We start from the raw sequence: 17,331 nt of genomic DNA on the forward strand, positions 1-17,331 counted from the left end.
TATTTCGGGTCGGCGTGGCATCAGCTGCTGCTAATCCTTGCCCGGAAGCTTGATTCGACTTACCCAGATGGCTAGGACGGGTCGGCCTTGCACAAGGATGAGCCGGCATCCTATTTACATCTTGACGATCCAGAACCGATTCTGCCCGAGCTGCCAGCCTGTCCGGCGCCGGAATCCCACCGCGAGACAAGAGATAACTGATGAAGAATCCCGTCGAAACCTACATGAACCTCGTTCCGATGGTGGTCGAACAGACCAATCGCGGCGAGCGGGCCTACGACATTTTCTCGCGCCTCCTCAAGGAGCGCATCATTTTCATCACCGGTCCGGTCGAGGACGGCATGGCGACGCTGGTGTGCGCGCAGCTCCTGTTCCTCGAAGCTGAGAACCCGAAAAAGGAAATCAACCTCTACATCAATTCGCCAGGTGGCGTCGTCACCTCGGGCATGGCGATCTACGACACCATGCAGTTCATCAAGCCGGCCGTGTCGACGCTGTGCATCGGCCAGGCGGCCTCGATGGGCTCGCTGCTGCTGACCGCCGGTCACAAGGACATGCGTTTCGCGACGCCGAACGCCCGCATCATGGTTCACCAGCCGTCCGGCGGCTTCCAGGGCCAGGCGTCCGATATCGAGCGTCACGCCCAGGACATCATCAAGCTGAAGCGTCGCCTCAACGAGGTCTATGTCAAGCACACCGGCAAGAGCTATGACGAGATCGAGAAGACGCTCGACCGCGACCATTTCATGACCGCCGACGAGGCCAAGGATTTCGGCCTGATCGACAAGGTCATTTCGTCGCGCGAGGCGGCCGAGGGGGCGTTGGCATAAAGGCTAGTTGGCAGTTGGATGGCACCATCACGCGCTTTTGGCGTGTCTTGCGTCATTTCGGCCACAATTGGCTGTTCCCTCGGAGGTCGGGATTGCCTACGTTAAGGCTATGTTGATTTTCGACGGCTTAGCTTTGCGTGGGGAAGCTGCGAATCATTGCCACGTTTTCTGATTTGTGTTTCGTACGCAATACGTTGCGGGAGCCGGAAGACTGGCGGCGGCGGATTCCCGCGATAAATAGAGTATGCGCCCTTTCAGCCAGACCATCGGCGGGCGGCCATGAAAGGACATGAAAATGAGCAAGGTCGGCAACAACAGCGGTGATTCCAAGAACACGCTCTATTGCTCGTTTTGCGGCAAAAGCCAGCACGAGGTGCGCAAGCTGATCGCCGGCCCAACGGTGTTCATCTGCGACGAGTGCGTCGAGCTGTGCATGGACATCATCCGCGAGGAGAACAAGACCTCGATGGTGAAGTCGCGCGAGGGCGTGCCGACCCCGCAGGAGATCCTCAAGGTTCTCGACGACTACGTCATCGGCCAGCCCTACGCCAAGCGCGTGCTGTCGGTGGCGGTCCACAACCACTACAAGCGCCTGGCGCATGCCGGCAAGAACAACGACGTCGAGCTGGCCAAGTCCAACATCCTGCTCATCGGCCCGACCGGCTGCGGCAAGACGCTGCTCGCACAGACGCTGGCCCGCATCATCGACGTGCCCTTCACCATGGCGGACGCCACGACGCTGACCGAGGCCGGTTACGTCGGCGAGGACGTCGAGAACATCATCCTGAAGCTGTTGCAGTCGGCCGACTACAATGTCGAGCGCGCCCAGCGCGGCATCGTCTACATCGACGAAATCGACAAGATTTCGCGCAAGTCCGACAATCCCTCGATCACCCGCGACGTGTCGGGCGAGGGCGTGCAGCAGGCGCTGCTCAAGATCATGGAAGGCACGGTCGCCTCCGTGCCGCCGCAGGGCGGCCGCAAGCACCCGCAGCAGGAATTCCTGCAGGTCGACACCGCCAACATCCTGTTCATCTGCGGCGGCGCCTTCGCCGGGCTGGACAAGATCATCTCGGACCGCGGCAGGAAAACCTCGATCGGTTTTGGTGCCATCGTCGCGTCGCCGGAGGATCGCCGCACTGGTGACGTTTTCCGCCTGGTCGAGCCCGAGGATCTGTTGAAATTCGGCCTCATTCCGGAATTCGTCGGTCGTCTGCCGGTCCTGGCGACGCTCGAAGATCTCGACGAGCCGGCATTGATCCAGATCCTGACCGAGCCGAAGAACGCGCTGGTCAAGCAATATCAGCGCCTGTTCGAGATGGAAAATGTCGACCTGACCTTCCACGAGAACGCGCTTTCGGCGATCGCCAAGCGCGCCATCGAGCGCAAGACCGGCGCACGCGGCCTGCGTTCGATCATGGAAGCGATCCTGCTCGACACGATGTTCGAACTGCCCGCGCTCGAAGGCGTGCGCGAGGTGGTGATTTCGGAAGAGGTGGTGACCGGCAGCGCCCGGCCGCTCTACATCTATTCCGAACAGAAGGAAAAGAAGGGCAATGTCAGCGCCTGATATGGCACTTGGCCCTATATTTTTGTGGAACGGCGCCCATGCGGCGCCGTTTTGCTGTGAGGAACCGGCACACCTTCGCGATGGAATGGATTGCGGACCATGTTAACTCTTGATCTTTGGCCCGCCTGCCTCCACCTAACACGAGAAGGCCGAGGTGCCCGATTTCTGTGCTGTAAAACTCCCGTCATAAACGGTGGTAGGCGGAACGATCCCCGGTCGTTAATATGAGATTCGCGGTTGGCCTGATGGTGGCCGCGACATGAAAGGTTGGACAATGGCCAAAATATCCAAGGCTCCCAGCGACGGCGTCTTCGCAGTCCTCCCGCTGCGCGACATCGTGGTGTTCCCGCACATGATCGTTCCGCTCTTCGTCGGGCGTGAAAAGTCGATCAAGGCGCTGGAAGAGGTGATGGGTCAGGAAAAACAGATCCTGCTTGCCACCCAGATGAATGCCGCCGATGACGATCCCGAGCCCGATGCGATCTTCGACATCGGCACGCTCGCCAATGTGCTGCAATTGCTGAAGCTGCCCGACGGCACCGTCAAGGTTCTGGTCGAGGGCGCCTCGCGTGCGAAAATCGTCTCTTTCACCGACCGTCCCGACTTCCACGAGGCCAAGGCCGCGGCGCTGGTCGAGCCGGAAGAGGAAGAGGTAGAGGTCGAGGCCCTCGCCCGCTCGGTCGTCACCGACTTCGAGAACTACGTCAAGCTGAACAAGAAGATCTCGCCCGAAGTGGTGGGTGCCGCCAGCCAGATCGACGACTATTCCAAGCTCGCCGACACGGTTGCCTCGCATCTCGCCATCAAGATCCCTGAAAAGCAGGAAATGCTGGCCACGCTTTCCGTCAAGGAGCGGCTGGAAAAGGCGATGGGCTTCATGGAAGCCGAAATCTCCGTCCTGCAGGTGGAGAAGCGCATCCGCTCGCGCGTCAAGCGCCAGATGGAGAAGACGCAGCGCGAATACTACCTCAACGAGCAGATGAAGGCGATTCAGAAGGAGCTCGGCGAAGGCGAGGACGGCCGCGACGAGGCCGCCGAGATCGAGGCGCGCATCAAGAAAACCAAGCTCTCCAAGGAGGCTCGCGAAAAGGCGGAAGCCGAATTGAAAAAGCTCAGGACGATGTCGCCGATGTCGGCTGAATCGACGGTCGTGCGCAACTATCTCGATTGGCTGCTGTCGATCCCGTGGGGCAAGAACTCCAAGGTCAAGCAGGACCTGGCCTACGCGCAGAACGTCCTCGACACCGATCACTTCGGCCTCGACAAGGTCAAGGACCGCATCGTCGAGTACCTTGCCGTGCAAAGCCGCCAGAAGAAGCTGAAGGGGCCGATCCTGTGCCTCGTCGGCCCTCCCGGTGTCGGCAAGACCTCGCTCGGCAAATCGATCGCTAAGGCAACCGGTCGCGAGTTCATCCGCATGGCGCTCGGCGGCGTGCGTGACGAAGCCGAGATCCGTGGTCACCGGCGCACCTATATCGGCTCGATGCCCGGCAAGGTCATCCAGTCGATGAAGAAGGCAAAGAAGTCCAACCCGCTCTTCCTGCTCGACGAGATCGACAAGATGGGCCAGGACTTCCGTGGCGATCCGTCGTCGGCCCTGCTCGAGGTGCTCGATCCCGAACAGAACTCGACGTTCATGGATCACTACCTCGAGGTCGAATACGACCTGTCGAGCGTGATGTTCGTGACGACGGCCAACACGCTGAACATCCCTGCGCCCCTGATGGACCGCATGGAGATCATCCGTATCGCCGGCTACACCGAGGACGAGAAGATCGAGATTGCCAAGCGGCACCTGATGCCGAAGGTGATCCGCGATCACGCACTGCAGCCGAAGGAGTTCTCCGTCGGTGAGGACGCGATCCGCGCGATCATCCAGACCTACACCCGTGAAGCGGGCGTCAGAAGCCTGGAGCGCGAGCTGATGAAGCTCGGGCGCAAGGCGGTGACCGAGATCCTGAAGACGAAGAAGAAGACGGTGAGCATCACGGCGGCGAACCTCGCCGACTATCTCGGTGTTCAGCGCTACCGCTTCGGCCAGGTCGAGGCTGACGATCAGGTCGGTGTCGTCACCGGTCTTGCCTGGACGGAGGTCGGCGGCGAGTTGCTGACGGTCGAAGGTGTCATGATGCCCGGCAAGGGCCGCATGACGGTGACCGGCAATCTGCGCGACGTGATGAAGGAATCGATTTCGGCGGCGGCCTCCTATGTCCGTTCGCGCGCCATCGATTTCGGCATCGAGCCGCCGCTGTTCGACAAGCGCGACATCCACGTGCACTTGCCGGAAGGCGCAACGCCGAAGGACGGTCCGTCCGCGGGTGCCGCCATGGCCACGGCCATTGTGTCGGTGCTGACGGGTATTCCGGTTCGGGCCGATGTGGCGATGACTGGCGAGATAACGCTTCGCGGCCGCATCTTGCCGATCGGCGGCCTCAAGGAGAAGCTGCTCGCCGCGCTGCGCGGCGGCATCAAGAAGGTGCTGATCCCGGAAGACAACGCCAAGGATCTGGCGGAGATTCCGGACAACGTGAAGAACGGCATGGAAATCATTCCGGTCTCACGCGTCGGTGAGGTGTTGCGCCACGCGCTGGTGCGGATGCCGGAGCCGATCGAATGGGTCGAGCCGGTCAATCCGCCGGCCACGACCGACAGTGCCGACGATGCCGGAAAGTCGCTTGCGCATTAGTTTTTTCTAAAGTTGCAGTGCACAAACAGAAAGCCGGGCCTCGCGCCCGGCTTTTTCATGTGAAAAACCGCGGAATTCCGGGCTTTTTCCGCTTTTTTCCTGCCTTTTCGACTTGGTTGCGGCAACGCTTCTTTCTAAAGTCCGTTTCCTGCCGGACGAGTCGTAAGTTCCGGTGTTCTCATGGAAGGGAATTTTTATGAACAAGAACGAACTGGTGTCCGCTGTCGCCGACGCCGCGAGCATTTCGAAGGGTGACGCGCAGTCGGCGGTCGATGCAGTGTTTTCTGTCATCTCCGGCGAACTGAAGAAGGGCGGCGATGTCCGGCTTGTCGGCTTTGGCAATTTCACCGTGTCAAAGCGCGCTGCATCCACTGGCCGCAACCCCCAGACCGGTGCCGAAGTGCAGATCCCGGCGCGCACCGTGCCGAAGTTCTCGGCCGGCAAGGGCCTCAAGGACGCCGTCAACTAAGCGCATTTAATTTTCAAAAACCTGAAAAGCCGGGCTTGCCCGGCTTTTCATTTTTGGACTCGTGTCGATCGGATCGGAAGCTCCTCAAACAGTCGGGGCGTCGGCGCGCATCAGGCCTTCCTTCTTGAGATGGGCCCAGAGCGCTGCAGGGAGTTTCGCGTCCAGCAGCGACCGGTTGCTCTCGACTTCTTCAGGCCTCTGGCCGCCGGGGATGACCGAAACCACCGACGGGTGCAACAGCGGGAACTGCAGGGCGGCCTCGATCAGCCTGATATCATGGCGTTTGCAGACGGCCTCGATGCGCGTCACGCGGTCGAGCACATCCTGCGGCGCTTCGGAATAGTTGTAGTAGGCGCCGGGCTTGGGTCCGGTCGCCAGGATGCCGGAATTGTAGGGGCCGCCGAGAACGATGCCGATGCCGCGTTTCTGGCAAAGCGGCAGGAACGATGTCAGCGCCTCCTGTTCCAGCAGCGTGTAGCGACCGGCAAGCAGGAACAGGTCGAAATCGCCGCGCTCGGCCAGCGTCTGGGCCACCTGCCACTCGTTGATGCCGCCGCCGAACGCCTTGATGACGCCTTGGTCGCGCAAGGCAAGCAGACCATAATAGCCCGAGCGCATGAACTCATCGATGCGCTGGTCGGACGCCTCTTTGCTGCCATGGGTGAAGATGTCGACATCGTGCACGAACAGGATGTCGATGCGGTCGACGCCAAGCCGCTCCAGCGACGCCTCGAACGAGCGCATGACGCCGTCATAGCTGTAATCGTAGACCTCCTTGCGCGACGGCGTGTCGAAGAACTTGCCGATGCCCGTGCGCTCCTCCGGCCGGCAGGCGCGCATGATGCGGCCGACCTTGCTCGACAGCACGTAGTCGTCGCGCTTCCTGGAGCGCAGGAACGGGTTGAGGCGCGTTTCCGACAGGCCGAGCCCATAGAGAGGTGCTGTGTCATAGTAGCGGCAGCCAGTCGCCCAGGCGGCCTCCAGCGTCGCATTGGCGTCCTCGTCGGAGACGGCGCGGTAAAGATTGCCGAGCGGAGCCGTGCCGAAGCCCAGCTCCGTAAAGGCGATGCCGCCATTGCCGATGCGGTCGAAATGCCGTGTCTTCATGTCTTGAAATTTTCCCGCATTGATTTGTCTAACATGACACTATCATGCTCGTGGCTCGGCAAAAGCACCGCTGAGCGTTGGACACGCATTTTCGCGGTTGCTAGCATGGACGAAATCAAGCTGTTCCGGGGAAGAGCATGATCGGAAATTGCCAATCATCTTCGACTACTGGCACGCCGGTGGCGCGGCCATGAGCAGCTCCGGCTCGCAGATGTTCAGGACCGCGCTCGACGAGCTTGGCGCGGTGCTGGCGCGCGTCGACCGCGATCGGATCGACGCCGCTTGCGGGATGCTGGCGGATGCCAGACAGATCGTCGTCTATGGCTGCGGCCGCGAGGCCTTGCAGGTGAAGGGCTTCGCCATGCGGCTCTATCATCTGGGCCTGCCGGTTTCGGTCGTCGGCGACATGACCACGCCGCCTGTAGGGCAGGGCGATGTCTTGCTTGTCAGTTCCGGGCCTGGCGAAACTTCGACCGTACTCACCCTGATGCGCATTGCGCGCGAGGCCGGCGCAACCGTCCTGCTCCTGACTGCCCAGGCGGGCGGCAGCGCTGTAGGGCTAGCCGATTTGACGCTGCTGATCCCGGCGCAGACCATGGCCGACGACCAGGGGCCGCAAAAGACGTCGGTGCTGCCGATGGGCTCTGTCTTCGAGGGCGCGTTGTTCCTGCTGTTCGAGATCATGGTGCTGAAATTAAGGGAATTGACCGCGGCGTTGCCGGAAGCCATGCGCGCCCGTCACACCAACATGGAATAGACCATGCGCTATGAACTGATGCTGCCGCACCAGATCCGCAAGGCGATCGCGCAGAATTGGCCGGTCGCGCTGCCGCTCGGCGTGCTGGAATACCATGGCGAGCACATGGCCGTCGGCATGGACACGCTGGCCGTCATCAAGACGCTGGAACTGTTCGAAAAAGAGAGCGACATCGTCATCCTGCCGCCCTTCTATTACGGGGCGGCGAGCTATGCTGTCGCACCGCCTGAAGGCAGCGGCTCCGTTCAGGTCGGCGGCAATCAACTGGCGCCGTTCGGCGAAGAGCTGTTCTACAGCCTGCTGCGCATCGGCTTTCGCAACATCCACGCCATCATTCATCACCAGACTGAGAATTTCTCCGCCGGCATGCCGACCGATCTCGCTTTCAAGACCGCCGGCAGACAGGCGATCTTCCGCTTCCTCGAGAAGCAGCGCGGCGAGGGCTGGTGGGGAGCCGAGACGATGGCCGACTACTACGCCGGACATGCCGCGGGCGAAAATTTCTTCAACTGGGTACAGGTGCATCCCCTGATGCCGGTCGCAATGAACGGCAAATACCCGTTCGACCATGCCGGCATCGGTGAGACATCGCTGATGCTGGCGCTATGCCCGGAAGCGGTGGATGCCGCGCACTTCGCGGACAACAAAAGCTGGTATACGGCGAGCGCGGCGGATGCTTCGGCAGAACTCGGACAGCAGGGCGTCGCCATGATCATGGATCATCTGCGCACGATCCTGAAGGCCTAGCCCGCCCTTTCCTTCTCCCACAGCGGAGAGAAGGAAGAGGCGCCCGGTTACTTCACCGCACCAGCCGTCATGCCCATGATCAGGTAACGTTCCAGCGCGATGCCGATGACCGCAAGCGGCGCGATCGCTGCGGTGGCCAGAGCAGCCATCGACCACCAGTTGATACCTTGCGACCCCGTTTGACTGGCGACCATGACCGGGATCGTCTTGGCGTCCGTCGATGTCAAAAGGGCGGCGAAGAAATACTCGTTCCAGCACAGCACCATTGCCAGGATGAAGGCTGCGACCATGCCCGGCAGCGCGATCGGCATGACGATGCGGAAAAAGGCGCCCCAGATCGACAGGCCGTCGACGAGGGCTGCTTCCTCCAGCTCGACGGGGATGGAATTGAACTGGTCACGCATGATCCAGATGACGATCGGCAGCACCATCAGCGTGTAGAGCAGGATCAACCCGATGCGCGTATCGAGCAGCCCGACTTCGCGGTAGAGCACCAGGAAGGGTAGGGCCAGCACCACCGGCGGCAGGATCAACTGCGACAGGAAGAAGAACGAGATATCCTCGTTCTTGAACCAGGCGAAATGGTAGCGATAGCGGGTCAGGCCATAGGCAGCGAGGCTGCCGATGATGATCGCCAGGCTTGACGCGCCGACCGAGGTGATGACCGAATTCATGAAACGCTTGAGGAATTCGTCGCGCACGGTCGAAGTCTGGAAAATCGAGTCCGGCGACAGGCCAAGCGATCGCCACCCTTTCCAATCCGGCTGGAAGTCGACGAACGGGATCAGATGGCCTTGGGTGACATCCACCGCCGTTTTGAACGAGGTGGTGATGGTCCAATAGATCGGAAAAAGGCAGATGAAGCCCCAGCAGGCGAGCGCGCCATAGATGAAGACGCGGCTGGCGACGAAGCTCGCCGGCGAGCGGATTTCGGAGGCGACGTAGTCTGTGGTCTGGACGCTCATCTTGCCCTAATTCACATTGCGCACGAAACGGCTGGCGAACTTCAACAGCCAGGTCACGAACACCACGATGATGACCAGATAGGCCATCGCCAGCATGGTCCCGTAGCCGACATTCGAGCGGTCGCGGTATTCGCGGTAGATGAAGCTCGACACCGAATCAGTGGCGCCGCCCGGACCGCCCGAGGTAACCGTGATTATGATGTCGGCAAGCTTCAGCTTGAAGATGATGCGCAGGATCACCGCCGTCACCGACACCGGCAGCATCAGCGGGAAAGTGACCTGCCAGAAGGTCTGCCAGGCCGTGGCGCCATCGACACGCGCCGCCTCCAGCACCTCGCGCGACATCGCCTGCAGTCCCGCCAGCAGCATGATCATCATGAACGGAACGAAGGTCCAGGCGTCCAGCAGCATGATCGAGATGCGGGCGGTGATCGGGTTCGAGAAGAAAGCCGGGTCTTCCCAGCCGAGATGGCGCGCCAGCGTGGCTGCTGGTCCAAAGCGGTATTCCATCAGCGACTTGCCGATCATCCAGGACACGGCGACCGGTGACAGCATCAGCGGCATCAGGAACACCACCCGGAAGAATTTTCGGGCGCGGATCTGCGCGTTGAGCAGCAGCGCCAGGCCGAACGCGATCACATATTCGACCAGCACCGCCAGCACATAGAGCACCATGTTGACCAGGGCGTTGCGGTAGTACGGGTCGGCGAGCATCTGCCAGAAATTGTCGAGCCCGTTGAACCTGCGGCCGCTGAACGAACTGAGATTCCAGTCGGTGAGCGCGATGTAGAAGCCGAACAGCGTCGGGAAGATCACCATCGCGATGGTGAACAAAAGAGCCGGTAGCAGGAAGAGCGCGCGCTGGCCGTCCTCGCCGCGTGTCAGAACCTGGCCGATGCCGATCGCCACACCCCACAGCACATAGGCGTAGACCACGGGCCGCCATGTCTCGAAGCCGATCGTATCGACCTCGGTCTTGTAGAGGATCTGCAGCACGATCGTTGCCAGCAGGCCGAGCGTGGCAAGCGCCATCAGCGCCCAGCCCAAACGCCTGCGCCCTGGCGGGATCAGATCATAGGAGGCGGCGTCTGCCGGCCACCCGGTCGCGGTCGAAGTCTGGTCAGCCACAAATCTCGCCCGTTTGGAAGGGAAGGCTGTGGTCCGGCGTTGCCGCCGGACCACGGTTCAAAGGCAGCTTACATGCCGAGCGAGGCCTTGTAGAGCTTGACCTGCTTGTCGCGGCCGATCTGGTCGGTCAGCTTCTCCCAGGCGGCCGCGATGGCATCGGCGCCTTCCTGCGCCTTCATCTTGCCGGCGAAAGTGTTGGCCAGGATATCCTCGGCGGCGCTGTAATACTGGAAGATGCCGGGGATGCGCGGCTCGATCGCCGCGTTGGGGTGGTTGTAGCTGTCGCCTTCCGACTTGAGATAGGAGGTGATGAAAGCCTCGTCGTAGCCGGCCGCCACCCATTCGGGAATGTCGAAATGGGAGTTGCGGTAGGGCTGGAAGCCCGACGGATACATCGCCGTCCAGATCGACAGGTCCTTGCCGCCGAGATGGGCGGCCGCCGACCATGCAGCCTTCTTCTTTTTCTCGTCCGCATCGACACGGGCCATGACATAGACGCCCCAGCCGAGATAGGCGCAGTTCGGCGCATAGTTCGGGCCGCTGGCGAGCTTCTCCCACTTGCCGGTCTTGGAGTTATAGACATCGTCGGAGCCCGGCAGGATCGAGAAGCCGGTGACATCGCCGATGACCGAGCTATCATTGGTCTTGACGTTCGAGCCGACATCGCCCCACCAGGGGATCATCGAGCCGGTGCCGGCCAGGAACTGCTGGAAGGCGGTGGTGTTCGGGTCGGCATTGATCTGGTCGGCGGGCTCCGACGGCAGGGCGTCGATGACATCCTGGATGGCCCGTACCCAAGCCGGATTGTTGACGCGTGGCTTCATCGTGTCGGCGTCGAACAGCCAGGCCTTGTCATCGGGATGCTTGGCGTAGGCGCTGGCACGGCTGCCCAGGAAATAGAAGCCGAAACCGCCCCAGGGCTTAGGCGCGTCGAGATAGCCGTAAACATCCTGGCCCTTGAACTTCTTGCCCTTCAGGAACTTGGTCACGGCCTGAACCTCTTGCCAGGTCTTCGGTACACCCCATTCGCTGGTCGCCCCGCCATCCTTCCACTGCTTGGCGAGATCGGCGTCTGCAAACACGTCGGTGCGGTAGTTGAAGTTGTGCGCGTCGCCGTCGATGGTGACCCGGTACTGCTTGCCATCCCAGGTGCCAACGGGCGGCTTGAGGTAGTTGACGAGATCGTCGAAGTCGATCTGCTTCTTGACCCAGTCGGGCATCTCCGAAGTCAGGCCCTTGCCGCAGACGTCGCCCTCGAACGGGGCGCCCATCTCGATGATGTCGAAATCGACGGTGCCGGTGGCGATCGACTGCTGCAGGCGGGCGTTGTAATCGGCCTGCGCCAGGTCGATCCAGCTGATCTTGGCGCCGGTATAGGTCTCCCATGGCTTCAGGAAACCACGAAACAGCACATTGTGCAGGTTCTGGTTGTTAAGACCCATGAAGGTGAGCTCGACACCGGCGAACTCGCCTTCCTTGACATTGGCCTTGGTCGCCTCGAGGCAAAGCTCGCCAACCTTTTGGAAGTCGGCGTCGGTCGGCTGACCTTTGCCAACCCCGGGGATCTGCAGGATTTTCGAGCGCAGTTCGCTTGCGGCGGCAGCTGGGCGCGTCAGCGCGCCAAGTCCGGCGCCGGATGCGGCTGCGATCGCGGCCATCGAGGCCGCGCCCTTCAATATGTCGCGCCTTGTAGCGCCGGCACGGACCAGTTTGTCGTAAAGACCTACTCGCATGGACTATTCCTCCCAGAACATTAGTCGTGAATCGAAGTGCCGATCGCGCCGGGCGCTGGCTTTGTTCAGAAGCGAAACGTAGGACCCCAACCTGCGTCGCTTCGCGTTCCGTTTTTCGGGTAGAGTACCAGCGTTTCGGATCGGCGCTTGTCACTATTCTCGCAACCAAACGCCGTGTCAACGAGAACGGTTTTTGTCTATAAGAGACCGACTTGCCCTGACCGGTCGCGTTGGTTAGCTTCTGCGCCTACGGCCAGTGGAGCCGATGGGGGAACGATGGCTCAAGTCGCGATCAGCAATGTTGCCAAGGCGTTTGGAACCGTCAAGGTTCTGCACGAAGTCAGCGTCGACATTGCCGATGGTCAGTTCGTAGTGCTTGTCGGCCCGTCCGGTTGCGGCAAGTCCACGCTGCTCAGGATGGTGGCGGGGCTGGAGACTGTCTCCGGCGGCACGATCGCCATCGGCGACCGCGTCGTCAATCACCTGCCGCCCGCAAAGCGCGACATCGCCATGGTGTTCCAGAACTATGCGCTTTATCCGCACAAGACGGTCGAGCAGAACATGGCTTTTGCCCTCAAGCTGCGCAAGACCGATCCGGCCGTGGTTGCCGAGCGGGTCAAGCGCGCCGCAGACATCCTCGACCTCAGCCCATATCTGAAGCGCTATCCGCGCCAGCTTTCCGGCGGCCAGCGTCAGCGCGTCGCCATGGGGCGCGCCATCGTGCGCAATCCGCAGGTATTCCTGTTCGACGAGCCGCTTTCGAACCTCGACGCCAAGCTGCGCGTGCAGATGCGCACCGAGATCAAGGAACTGCACCAGCGGCTGAAGACCACCACCATCTATGTCACCCACGACCAGATCGAAGCCATGACGATGGCTGACAAGATCGTCGTCATGCGCGACGGCCGCATCGAACAGGTCGGCGCGCCGCTGGAGCTTTTCGACCGGCCGGCGAACCTTTTCGTCGCCGGTTTCATCGGCTCGCCTTCGATGAACCTGCTCAAGGGCAACGGGCGCAAGGGCGGCGTCGAGATTGCCGGAACGCTGTTCCCGGTTGCTCCGAACAACGCCGTCGAGGAGGGGCGCTCCGTCGTCTATGGCGTGCGCCCCGAACATCTCGAGATCCACCCCGATGGCGTGCCGGCCAAGATTTCGGTGGTCGAGCCGACCGGCTCGGAAACCCTGGTCTTCCTGCGTTTCGGCGACGGCGAGATGGTGGCGCTGTTTCGCGAGCGCCATGACTTCAAGCCGGGCGACACGCTGAAGCTTCGGCCAAGGCTCGACCATCTCCATCTGTTCGACGCCGAGACCGGGAAGCGTCTCTGATCTCAAACGCACTTCACGAGGACCATCATGCTCAAAGGGATCGATCCGTTGCTCAATGCCGATGTGCTCCAGGCATTGCGGGCGATGGGACATGGCGATGACCTGATCATCGCCGACACCAATTTTCCCTCCGATTCGGTAGCGCGCCGGACGGCGCTCGGTCGGGTGCTGCGCATCGATGCCTCGGCGGCGCAGGTGGTGAAGGCCGTGCTGTCGCTATACCCGCTGGACACGTTCGTCGATGATTCGGCCGCCCGCATGGAGATCGTCGGCAAGCCGGACGAGATCCCAGCCGTGCAGAAGGAAGTGCAGAAGGAGATCGACGCCGCCGAGGGCAAGTCCTGGCCGATGGTGCCGGTCGAGCGTTACGCCTTCTATGAGCGCGCCAAGCAGGCTTATTGCGTCATCCAGACTGGCGAACGCCGCTTCTACGGCTGCTTTGCCTTCCGCAAGGGCGTCGTGCCGCCGGATGCGGAGTAGCGGCATGGCCTCGGGCAAGCCGGTTGTTATCCTCGGTGTCTTTGTTGCCGATACAGCTTACAGGGCGCAGCGCCAGCCGCGCATGGGCGAAACGATCCTCGGCAATTCCTTCAAGCTGGGGCCAGGCGGCAAGGGGTCGAACCAGGCAGTGGCCGCCGGCAAGCTCGGGGCGGACGTCACATTCCTGACCCGCCTCGGTATCGATGCCTTCGCCGACATGGCCACGCGGACCTGGAAGGATGCCGGCGTGAAGAGCGCCGCGATCGACACGCCGGACAGCTATACCGGTGCCGCCTACATCTTCGTCGAGGAGGGAAGCGGCAACAACGCCATCATCGTCAGTCCCGGCGCTGCCATGCTGATCACGCCTGAGGATATCGAAGCCAATGTCGACCTGATCCGTGGTGCCGGTGTTTTCGTCACGCAGCTCGAACAGCCGATCGATGCCGCGATGCGGGCGCTGGAGATCGCGCGCGGGGCAGGGGTGACGACCATCCTCAATCCGGCACCGGCGGCAAAGCTTCCCGACCGCATCTACACGCTCTGCGACTATCTCACACCCAATGAGACCGAAGCCGAGGAATTGACCGGAATGGGAGTCACTTCGGTCGACGACGCGCGCGCCGCCGCGGACAAGCTGCTTGAAAAGGGCGTCGGCACGGTCATCCTCACGCTCGGCGACAAGGGCGCGCTGCTGCACGCGAAGGATCGGTCCGAGCATGTTCCAGCCATCAGTGCCGGCCCTGTCGTCGAGACCACCGGCGCGGGGGACGCCTTCAATGGCGGCTTGGCCGCAGCACTTTCGCGCGGCGTGGAGCCGCTGGAGGCGGTGCGCTTCGCCTGCGCCGTTGCCGGCATTTCCGTGACACGTCCAGGCACCGCACCGTCGATGCCGACATTGCAGGAGGTCGAGGCGCTGCTGGCCAAGGGCTGAGGCAATTGCCCGGAACTCGCAGGGTACCCGGAGGCCAGACCGTTCCGGCCTCCGAAGTCTCATGTTCGATGGACGCGTTGCGAAGCTACTGCCTGACGTAGCAGCGCTTTCCCTGATCCGGAGCGGGATCGCCGAATGCATCATTGTCGCATTGGACGCCATTGCGGAACACGTCCTGCGTGAATCGGCCGTGGGCGCCGTACCTGACCACCTTGCGGCCATAGAAATCGCAGAATTCGCCTTCCTCGGCGCAGACCGCCCACTTCTCGCGGCGAGGCTCATCGTAATCGTCGTTCGACTCGTCACGGTCGCGCTTCACGATGAAGCAGAACTTTTCCTTGCCCGGCGCAGGATCGCCGAAAACGCGGTTCGAACAGGGTATCGCGTTGCGCTCGATGTAACGCGAGGTCGTGCGGCCCTTGGCGCCGTAGACGACCTCGGCGGGATACGGCAGGCGGCAGATCTCGCCCTCGCGCGCGCATCGCTGCAGCCGGTCCGCCGACGCGGCGGCGGGAAAAAGGATAGAGGCGGCCGTCGTCGCGCCGCCCAGGCAAATCAGCGTGAATATCGTGCGCGTAGAAATATTCGGTGCAATTGACATTACGTCCTCCATGCCATTCCGGCAGCATACTGCAATCTGGCTGCCTGCGGATGAATCGAGCGCTTTGTGGGCGATTGCGCAAGCAGATTCGCAACGACCAACGCGTTCGCGGTCTGCAGGGCTGCTTCGTCCGTTGTTTGTCAGCCACCGGAACCGCGTCGTGGGTTCCACGGTACCGCTCATGCAAGGGTGATTTTGGATCCTGGGAAAGCCAGGCCTAAGGACGCCTTCGGCACGTCAATTCTGAAGAGATCTTTGACAATTCATGTCGGCATTTCCCTGGAGCCAAGGATCGTAATCCTTGAGGGAAATGGCGCGAGTGACGGGGCTCGAACCCGCGACCTCCGGCGTGACAGGCCGGCACTCTAACCAACTGAGCTACACCCGCGCATTGACGAGCACGTGTCAGCCGTGTTCGTCGTTGGGGCGCTGGATAAGGGGTTCCCTACCGGGTGTCAAGCGCACCAAACCATCATAACGCCAAACAGGAGAAGGTTTTTTGACAGGCGGCATTTTGTTCGCAAATCGGGCCTGCGAACAGGGCATCCCACACTCATTTAGCCTTGCGAAGCAAGTCCCGACCGCTTAAAGGTCCGGCCCGGAGCGGGCGATTAGCTCAGTTGGTAGAGCGCTTCGTTTACACCGAAGATGTCGGCGGTTCGAGCCCGTCATCGCCCACCATATCTTTCCACCCGTTGATGTTTTCCGGTTTGCGGGCGCCACGAATCGCCGCGTCGACAACAGTTCCGCGCACAGCTCACCTGTTCTCCCTCCTGAGGGCGTGCATTGCTTTTTCACGGGTGAGCGGCATTTTCGGGAAATCTTTAGGGCCTCCCAGCGTTCACCTCGATAGAGATAGCCATTGCCGTGGGGGCCACAGCTCTCGCCGAAGGCAACTGCGGCTGCAGGTCAAGGAAAATGCCCGTTCAAGCTTTCATCAACCGAATTGCCACGGCCGTCCCTGATCACGGTGTCCACCAATTCTTCCTTCAATTTGCGGGCTCCCAGCTGGCAGATCCCCGCCGCCGCGCAATTTTCGATCGCATGGCCGACAAGGGCGGCATCGAACATCGCTATTCCTGCTTCGCACCCGCTAGTGATCCTGAGGGTCTGAGCGTCGACCTGGCGGGTGTTTTCAAGCGCGGTGCGTTTCCAGGTACGGCCAAACGCATGGAAATGTTTGCCACGGCCGCGCCCGCGCTGGCCGAGCGAGCATTGGAGCGGCTCCTGGAGGGCGAAGACAGGAAGGGTGTCACGCATCTGATCGTCACCACGTGTACGGGCTTCTCCGCCCCCGGCATCGATCTGGAAATAATCGCCCGGTGCAATCTGCCCACCACCGTGGAGCGCACGATCATCGGCTTCATGGGATGTTATGCGGCAATCAATGCGCTCAAACTGGCGCGGCACATCGTCCTGTCGGAACCTGCGGCCCACGTTGTGATCGTCTGCATCGAACTCTGTACGCTCCATCTCAAGGAGACGGCTGATCTCGAAAAACTGCTATCTTTCTCCCTCTGGGGCGATGGCTGCGCGGCCGCGTCGGTGACCGCCCGCCCGTTTGGCATCGGCCTGGACAGTTTTCATGCGATCGTGGATGCCGACGCCCGCGACCTGATGAGCTGGAGCGTGCACGACGACGGGTTCGACATGGTTCTGTCGGGGCAGGTTCCTGCTGCAATCCAGAATGCGCTTGGCAAAGGCGTCGGCGCCATCCTGGGAAACAGGACCGCCGCCAACGTCGACCTTTGGGCTGTTCACCCGGGTGGGCGTTCCATTCTCGACGCCGTGGAGCGCGCGCTGGATCTTCCTCCCGATGCGCTGTTGCCGTCGCGCGACGTGCTTCGCGAAAACGGAAACATGTCCTCCGCCACAGTGATGTTCGTGCTGGAGCGGATGCTTCGCGGGTTCACGGATGATGACGTGGGCTGTGCAATGGCATTCGGCCCCGGCCTCACGGCCGAGACGATGATGTTCCACACTGCCGGCAGTGCCTGA

General features: G+C 61.6%; 15 protein-coding genes and 2 tRNA genes. 11 read left to right on the plus strand and 6 right to left on the minus strand.

The window, feature by feature from the left end:
- Positions 1 to 200: 200 nt before the first annotated feature.
- The 4 genes from clpP to FJ492_RS06945 all read left to right on the plus strand — a co-directional run bounded on the left by clpP (position 201) and on the right by FJ492_RS06945 (position 5,555).
- A complete protein-coding gene (gene clpP / locus FJ492_RS06930; protein WP_027028064.1) occupies positions 201 to 830 on the plus strand; it encodes an ATP-dependent Clp endopeptidase proteolytic subunit ClpP in 630 nt (209 codons plus the stop codon).
- A 295-nt stretch (positions 831 to 1,125) separates the two neighbouring features.
- Entirely contained in the window at positions 1,126 to 2,400 is a 1,275-nt protein-coding gene (gene clpX, locus FJ492_RS06935; RefSeq protein ID WP_023759839.1) for an ATP-dependent Clp protease ATP-binding subunit ClpX, read from the plus strand.
- Positions 2,401 to 2,674: 274 nt separating this feature from the next.
- Complete coding sequence (lon, locus tag FJ492_RS06940) at positions 2,675 to 5,086, plus strand: endopeptidase La (protein ID WP_140506451.1); 2,412 nt, start codon at positions 2,675 to 2,677, stop codon at positions 5,084 to 5,086.
- Between the two features lie 196 nt (positions 5,087 to 5,282).
- Entirely contained in the window at positions 5,283 to 5,555 is a 273-nt protein-coding gene (locus FJ492_RS06945) for an HU family DNA-binding protein (protein WP_027143628.1), read from the plus strand.
- An 84-nt stretch (positions 5,556 to 5,639) separates the two neighbouring features.
- Here FJ492_RS06945 and FJ492_RS06950 read toward each other — a convergent pair whose 3' ends face one another.
- Complete coding sequence (locus FJ492_RS06950) at positions 5,640 to 6,662, minus strand: aldo/keto reductase (protein ID WP_140769165.1); 1,023 nt, start codon at positions 6,660 to 6,662, stop codon at positions 5,640 to 5,642.
- Positions 6,663 to 6,852: 190 nt separating this feature from the next.
- Between FJ492_RS06950 and FJ492_RS06955 the strand changes: the two genes are divergently transcribed.
- Both FJ492_RS06955 and FJ492_RS06960 read left to right on the plus strand, forming a co-directional pair.
- A complete protein-coding gene (locus tag FJ492_RS06955) occupies positions 6,853 to 7,419 on the plus strand; it encodes an SIS domain-containing protein (RefSeq protein WP_140769292.1) in 567 nt (188 codons plus the stop codon).
- Positions 7,420 to 7,422: 3 nt separating this feature from the next.
- On the plus strand, positions 7,423 to 8,166 hold the full coding sequence (locus FJ492_RS06960) for a creatininase family protein (protein ID WP_140715145.1): 744 nt from the start codon (positions 7,423 to 7,425) through the stop codon (positions 8,164 to 8,166).
- 47 nt (positions 8,167 to 8,213) lie between these two features.
- Here FJ492_RS06960 and FJ492_RS06965 read toward each other — a convergent pair whose 3' ends face one another.
- From FJ492_RS06965 to FJ492_RS06975, 3 genes are all read right to left on the minus strand, one after another.
- Positions 8,214 to 9,131, minus strand: a complete 918-nt coding sequence (locus FJ492_RS06965; protein ID WP_027143632.1) for a carbohydrate ABC transporter permease — start codon at positions 9,129 to 9,131, stop codon at positions 8,214 to 8,216.
- Between the two features lie 6 nt (positions 9,132 to 9,137).
- Positions 9,138 to 10,259: a sugar ABC transporter permease gene (locus FJ492_RS06970; protein ID WP_140506444.1), complete on the minus strand. Its 1,122-nt coding sequence runs from the start codon at positions 10,257 to 10,259 to the stop codon at positions 9,138 to 9,140.
- Between the two features lie 68 nt (positions 10,260 to 10,327).
- The gene (locus FJ492_RS06975; RefSeq protein ID WP_140506443.1) at positions 10,328 to 11,992 is read right to left on the minus strand and encodes a sugar ABC transporter substrate-binding protein; all 1,665 of its coding nucleotides are present in this window, start codon (positions 11,990 to 11,992) and stop codon (positions 10,328 to 10,330) included.
- A 276-nt stretch (positions 11,993 to 12,268) separates the two neighbouring features.
- On the opposite strand from FJ492_RS06975, the gene ugpC reads away from it, so the two are divergent.
- From ugpC to rbsK, 3 genes are read left to right on the plus strand one after another with little or no spacing between them, the layout of a single operon-like run.
- Complete coding sequence (ugpC, locus tag FJ492_RS06980; RefSeq protein ID WP_140769167.1) at positions 12,269 to 13,318, plus strand: sn-glycerol-3-phosphate ABC transporter ATP-binding protein UgpC; 1,050 nt, start codon at positions 12,269 to 12,271, stop codon at positions 13,316 to 13,318.
- Between the two features lie 27 nt (positions 13,319 to 13,345).
- A complete protein-coding gene (locus FJ492_RS06985) occupies positions 13,346 to 13,798 on the plus strand; it encodes an RbsD/FucU family protein (RefSeq protein ID WP_127278878.1) in 453 nt (150 codons plus the stop codon).
- A gap of 4 nt (positions 13,799 to 13,802) precedes the next feature.
- Positions 13,803 to 14,732: a ribokinase gene (gene rbsK, locus FJ492_RS06990; protein ID WP_140769169.1), complete on the plus strand. Its 930-nt coding sequence runs from the start codon at positions 13,803 to 13,805 to the stop codon at positions 14,730 to 14,732.
- Positions 14,733 to 14,817: 85 nt separating this feature from the next.
- On the opposite strand, the gene FJ492_RS06995 is transcribed toward rbsK, so the two are convergent.
- Both FJ492_RS06995 and FJ492_RS07000 read right to left on the minus strand, forming a co-directional pair.
- A complete protein-coding gene (locus FJ492_RS06995) occupies positions 14,818 to 15,516 on the minus strand; it encodes a hypothetical protein (RefSeq protein ID WP_246675921.1) in 699 nt (232 codons plus the stop codon).
- Positions 15,517 to 15,644: 128 nt separating this feature from the next.
- Positions 15,645 to 15,721: transfer RNA gene (locus tag FJ492_RS07000), tRNA-Asp, on the minus strand.
- Between the two features lie 217 nt (positions 15,722 to 15,938).
- Here FJ492_RS07000 and FJ492_RS07005 point away from each other — a divergent pair.
- Both FJ492_RS07005 and FJ492_RS07010 read left to right on the plus strand, forming a co-directional pair.
- A tRNA-Val gene (locus FJ492_RS07005) sits at positions 15,939 to 16,014 on the plus strand.
- Between the two features lie 237 nt (positions 16,015 to 16,251).
- Positions 16,252 to 17,331: a type III polyketide synthase gene (locus FJ492_RS07010; RefSeq protein WP_140506435.1), complete on the plus strand. Its 1,080-nt coding sequence runs from the start codon at positions 16,252 to 16,254 to the stop codon at positions 17,329 to 17,331.

It is taken from the genome of Mesorhizobium sp. B2-5-4, assembly GCF_006441095.1.
Classification (GTDB): Bacteria; Pseudomonadota; Alphaproteobacteria; order Rhizobiales; family Rhizobiaceae; genus Mesorhizobium; species Mesorhizobium salmacidum.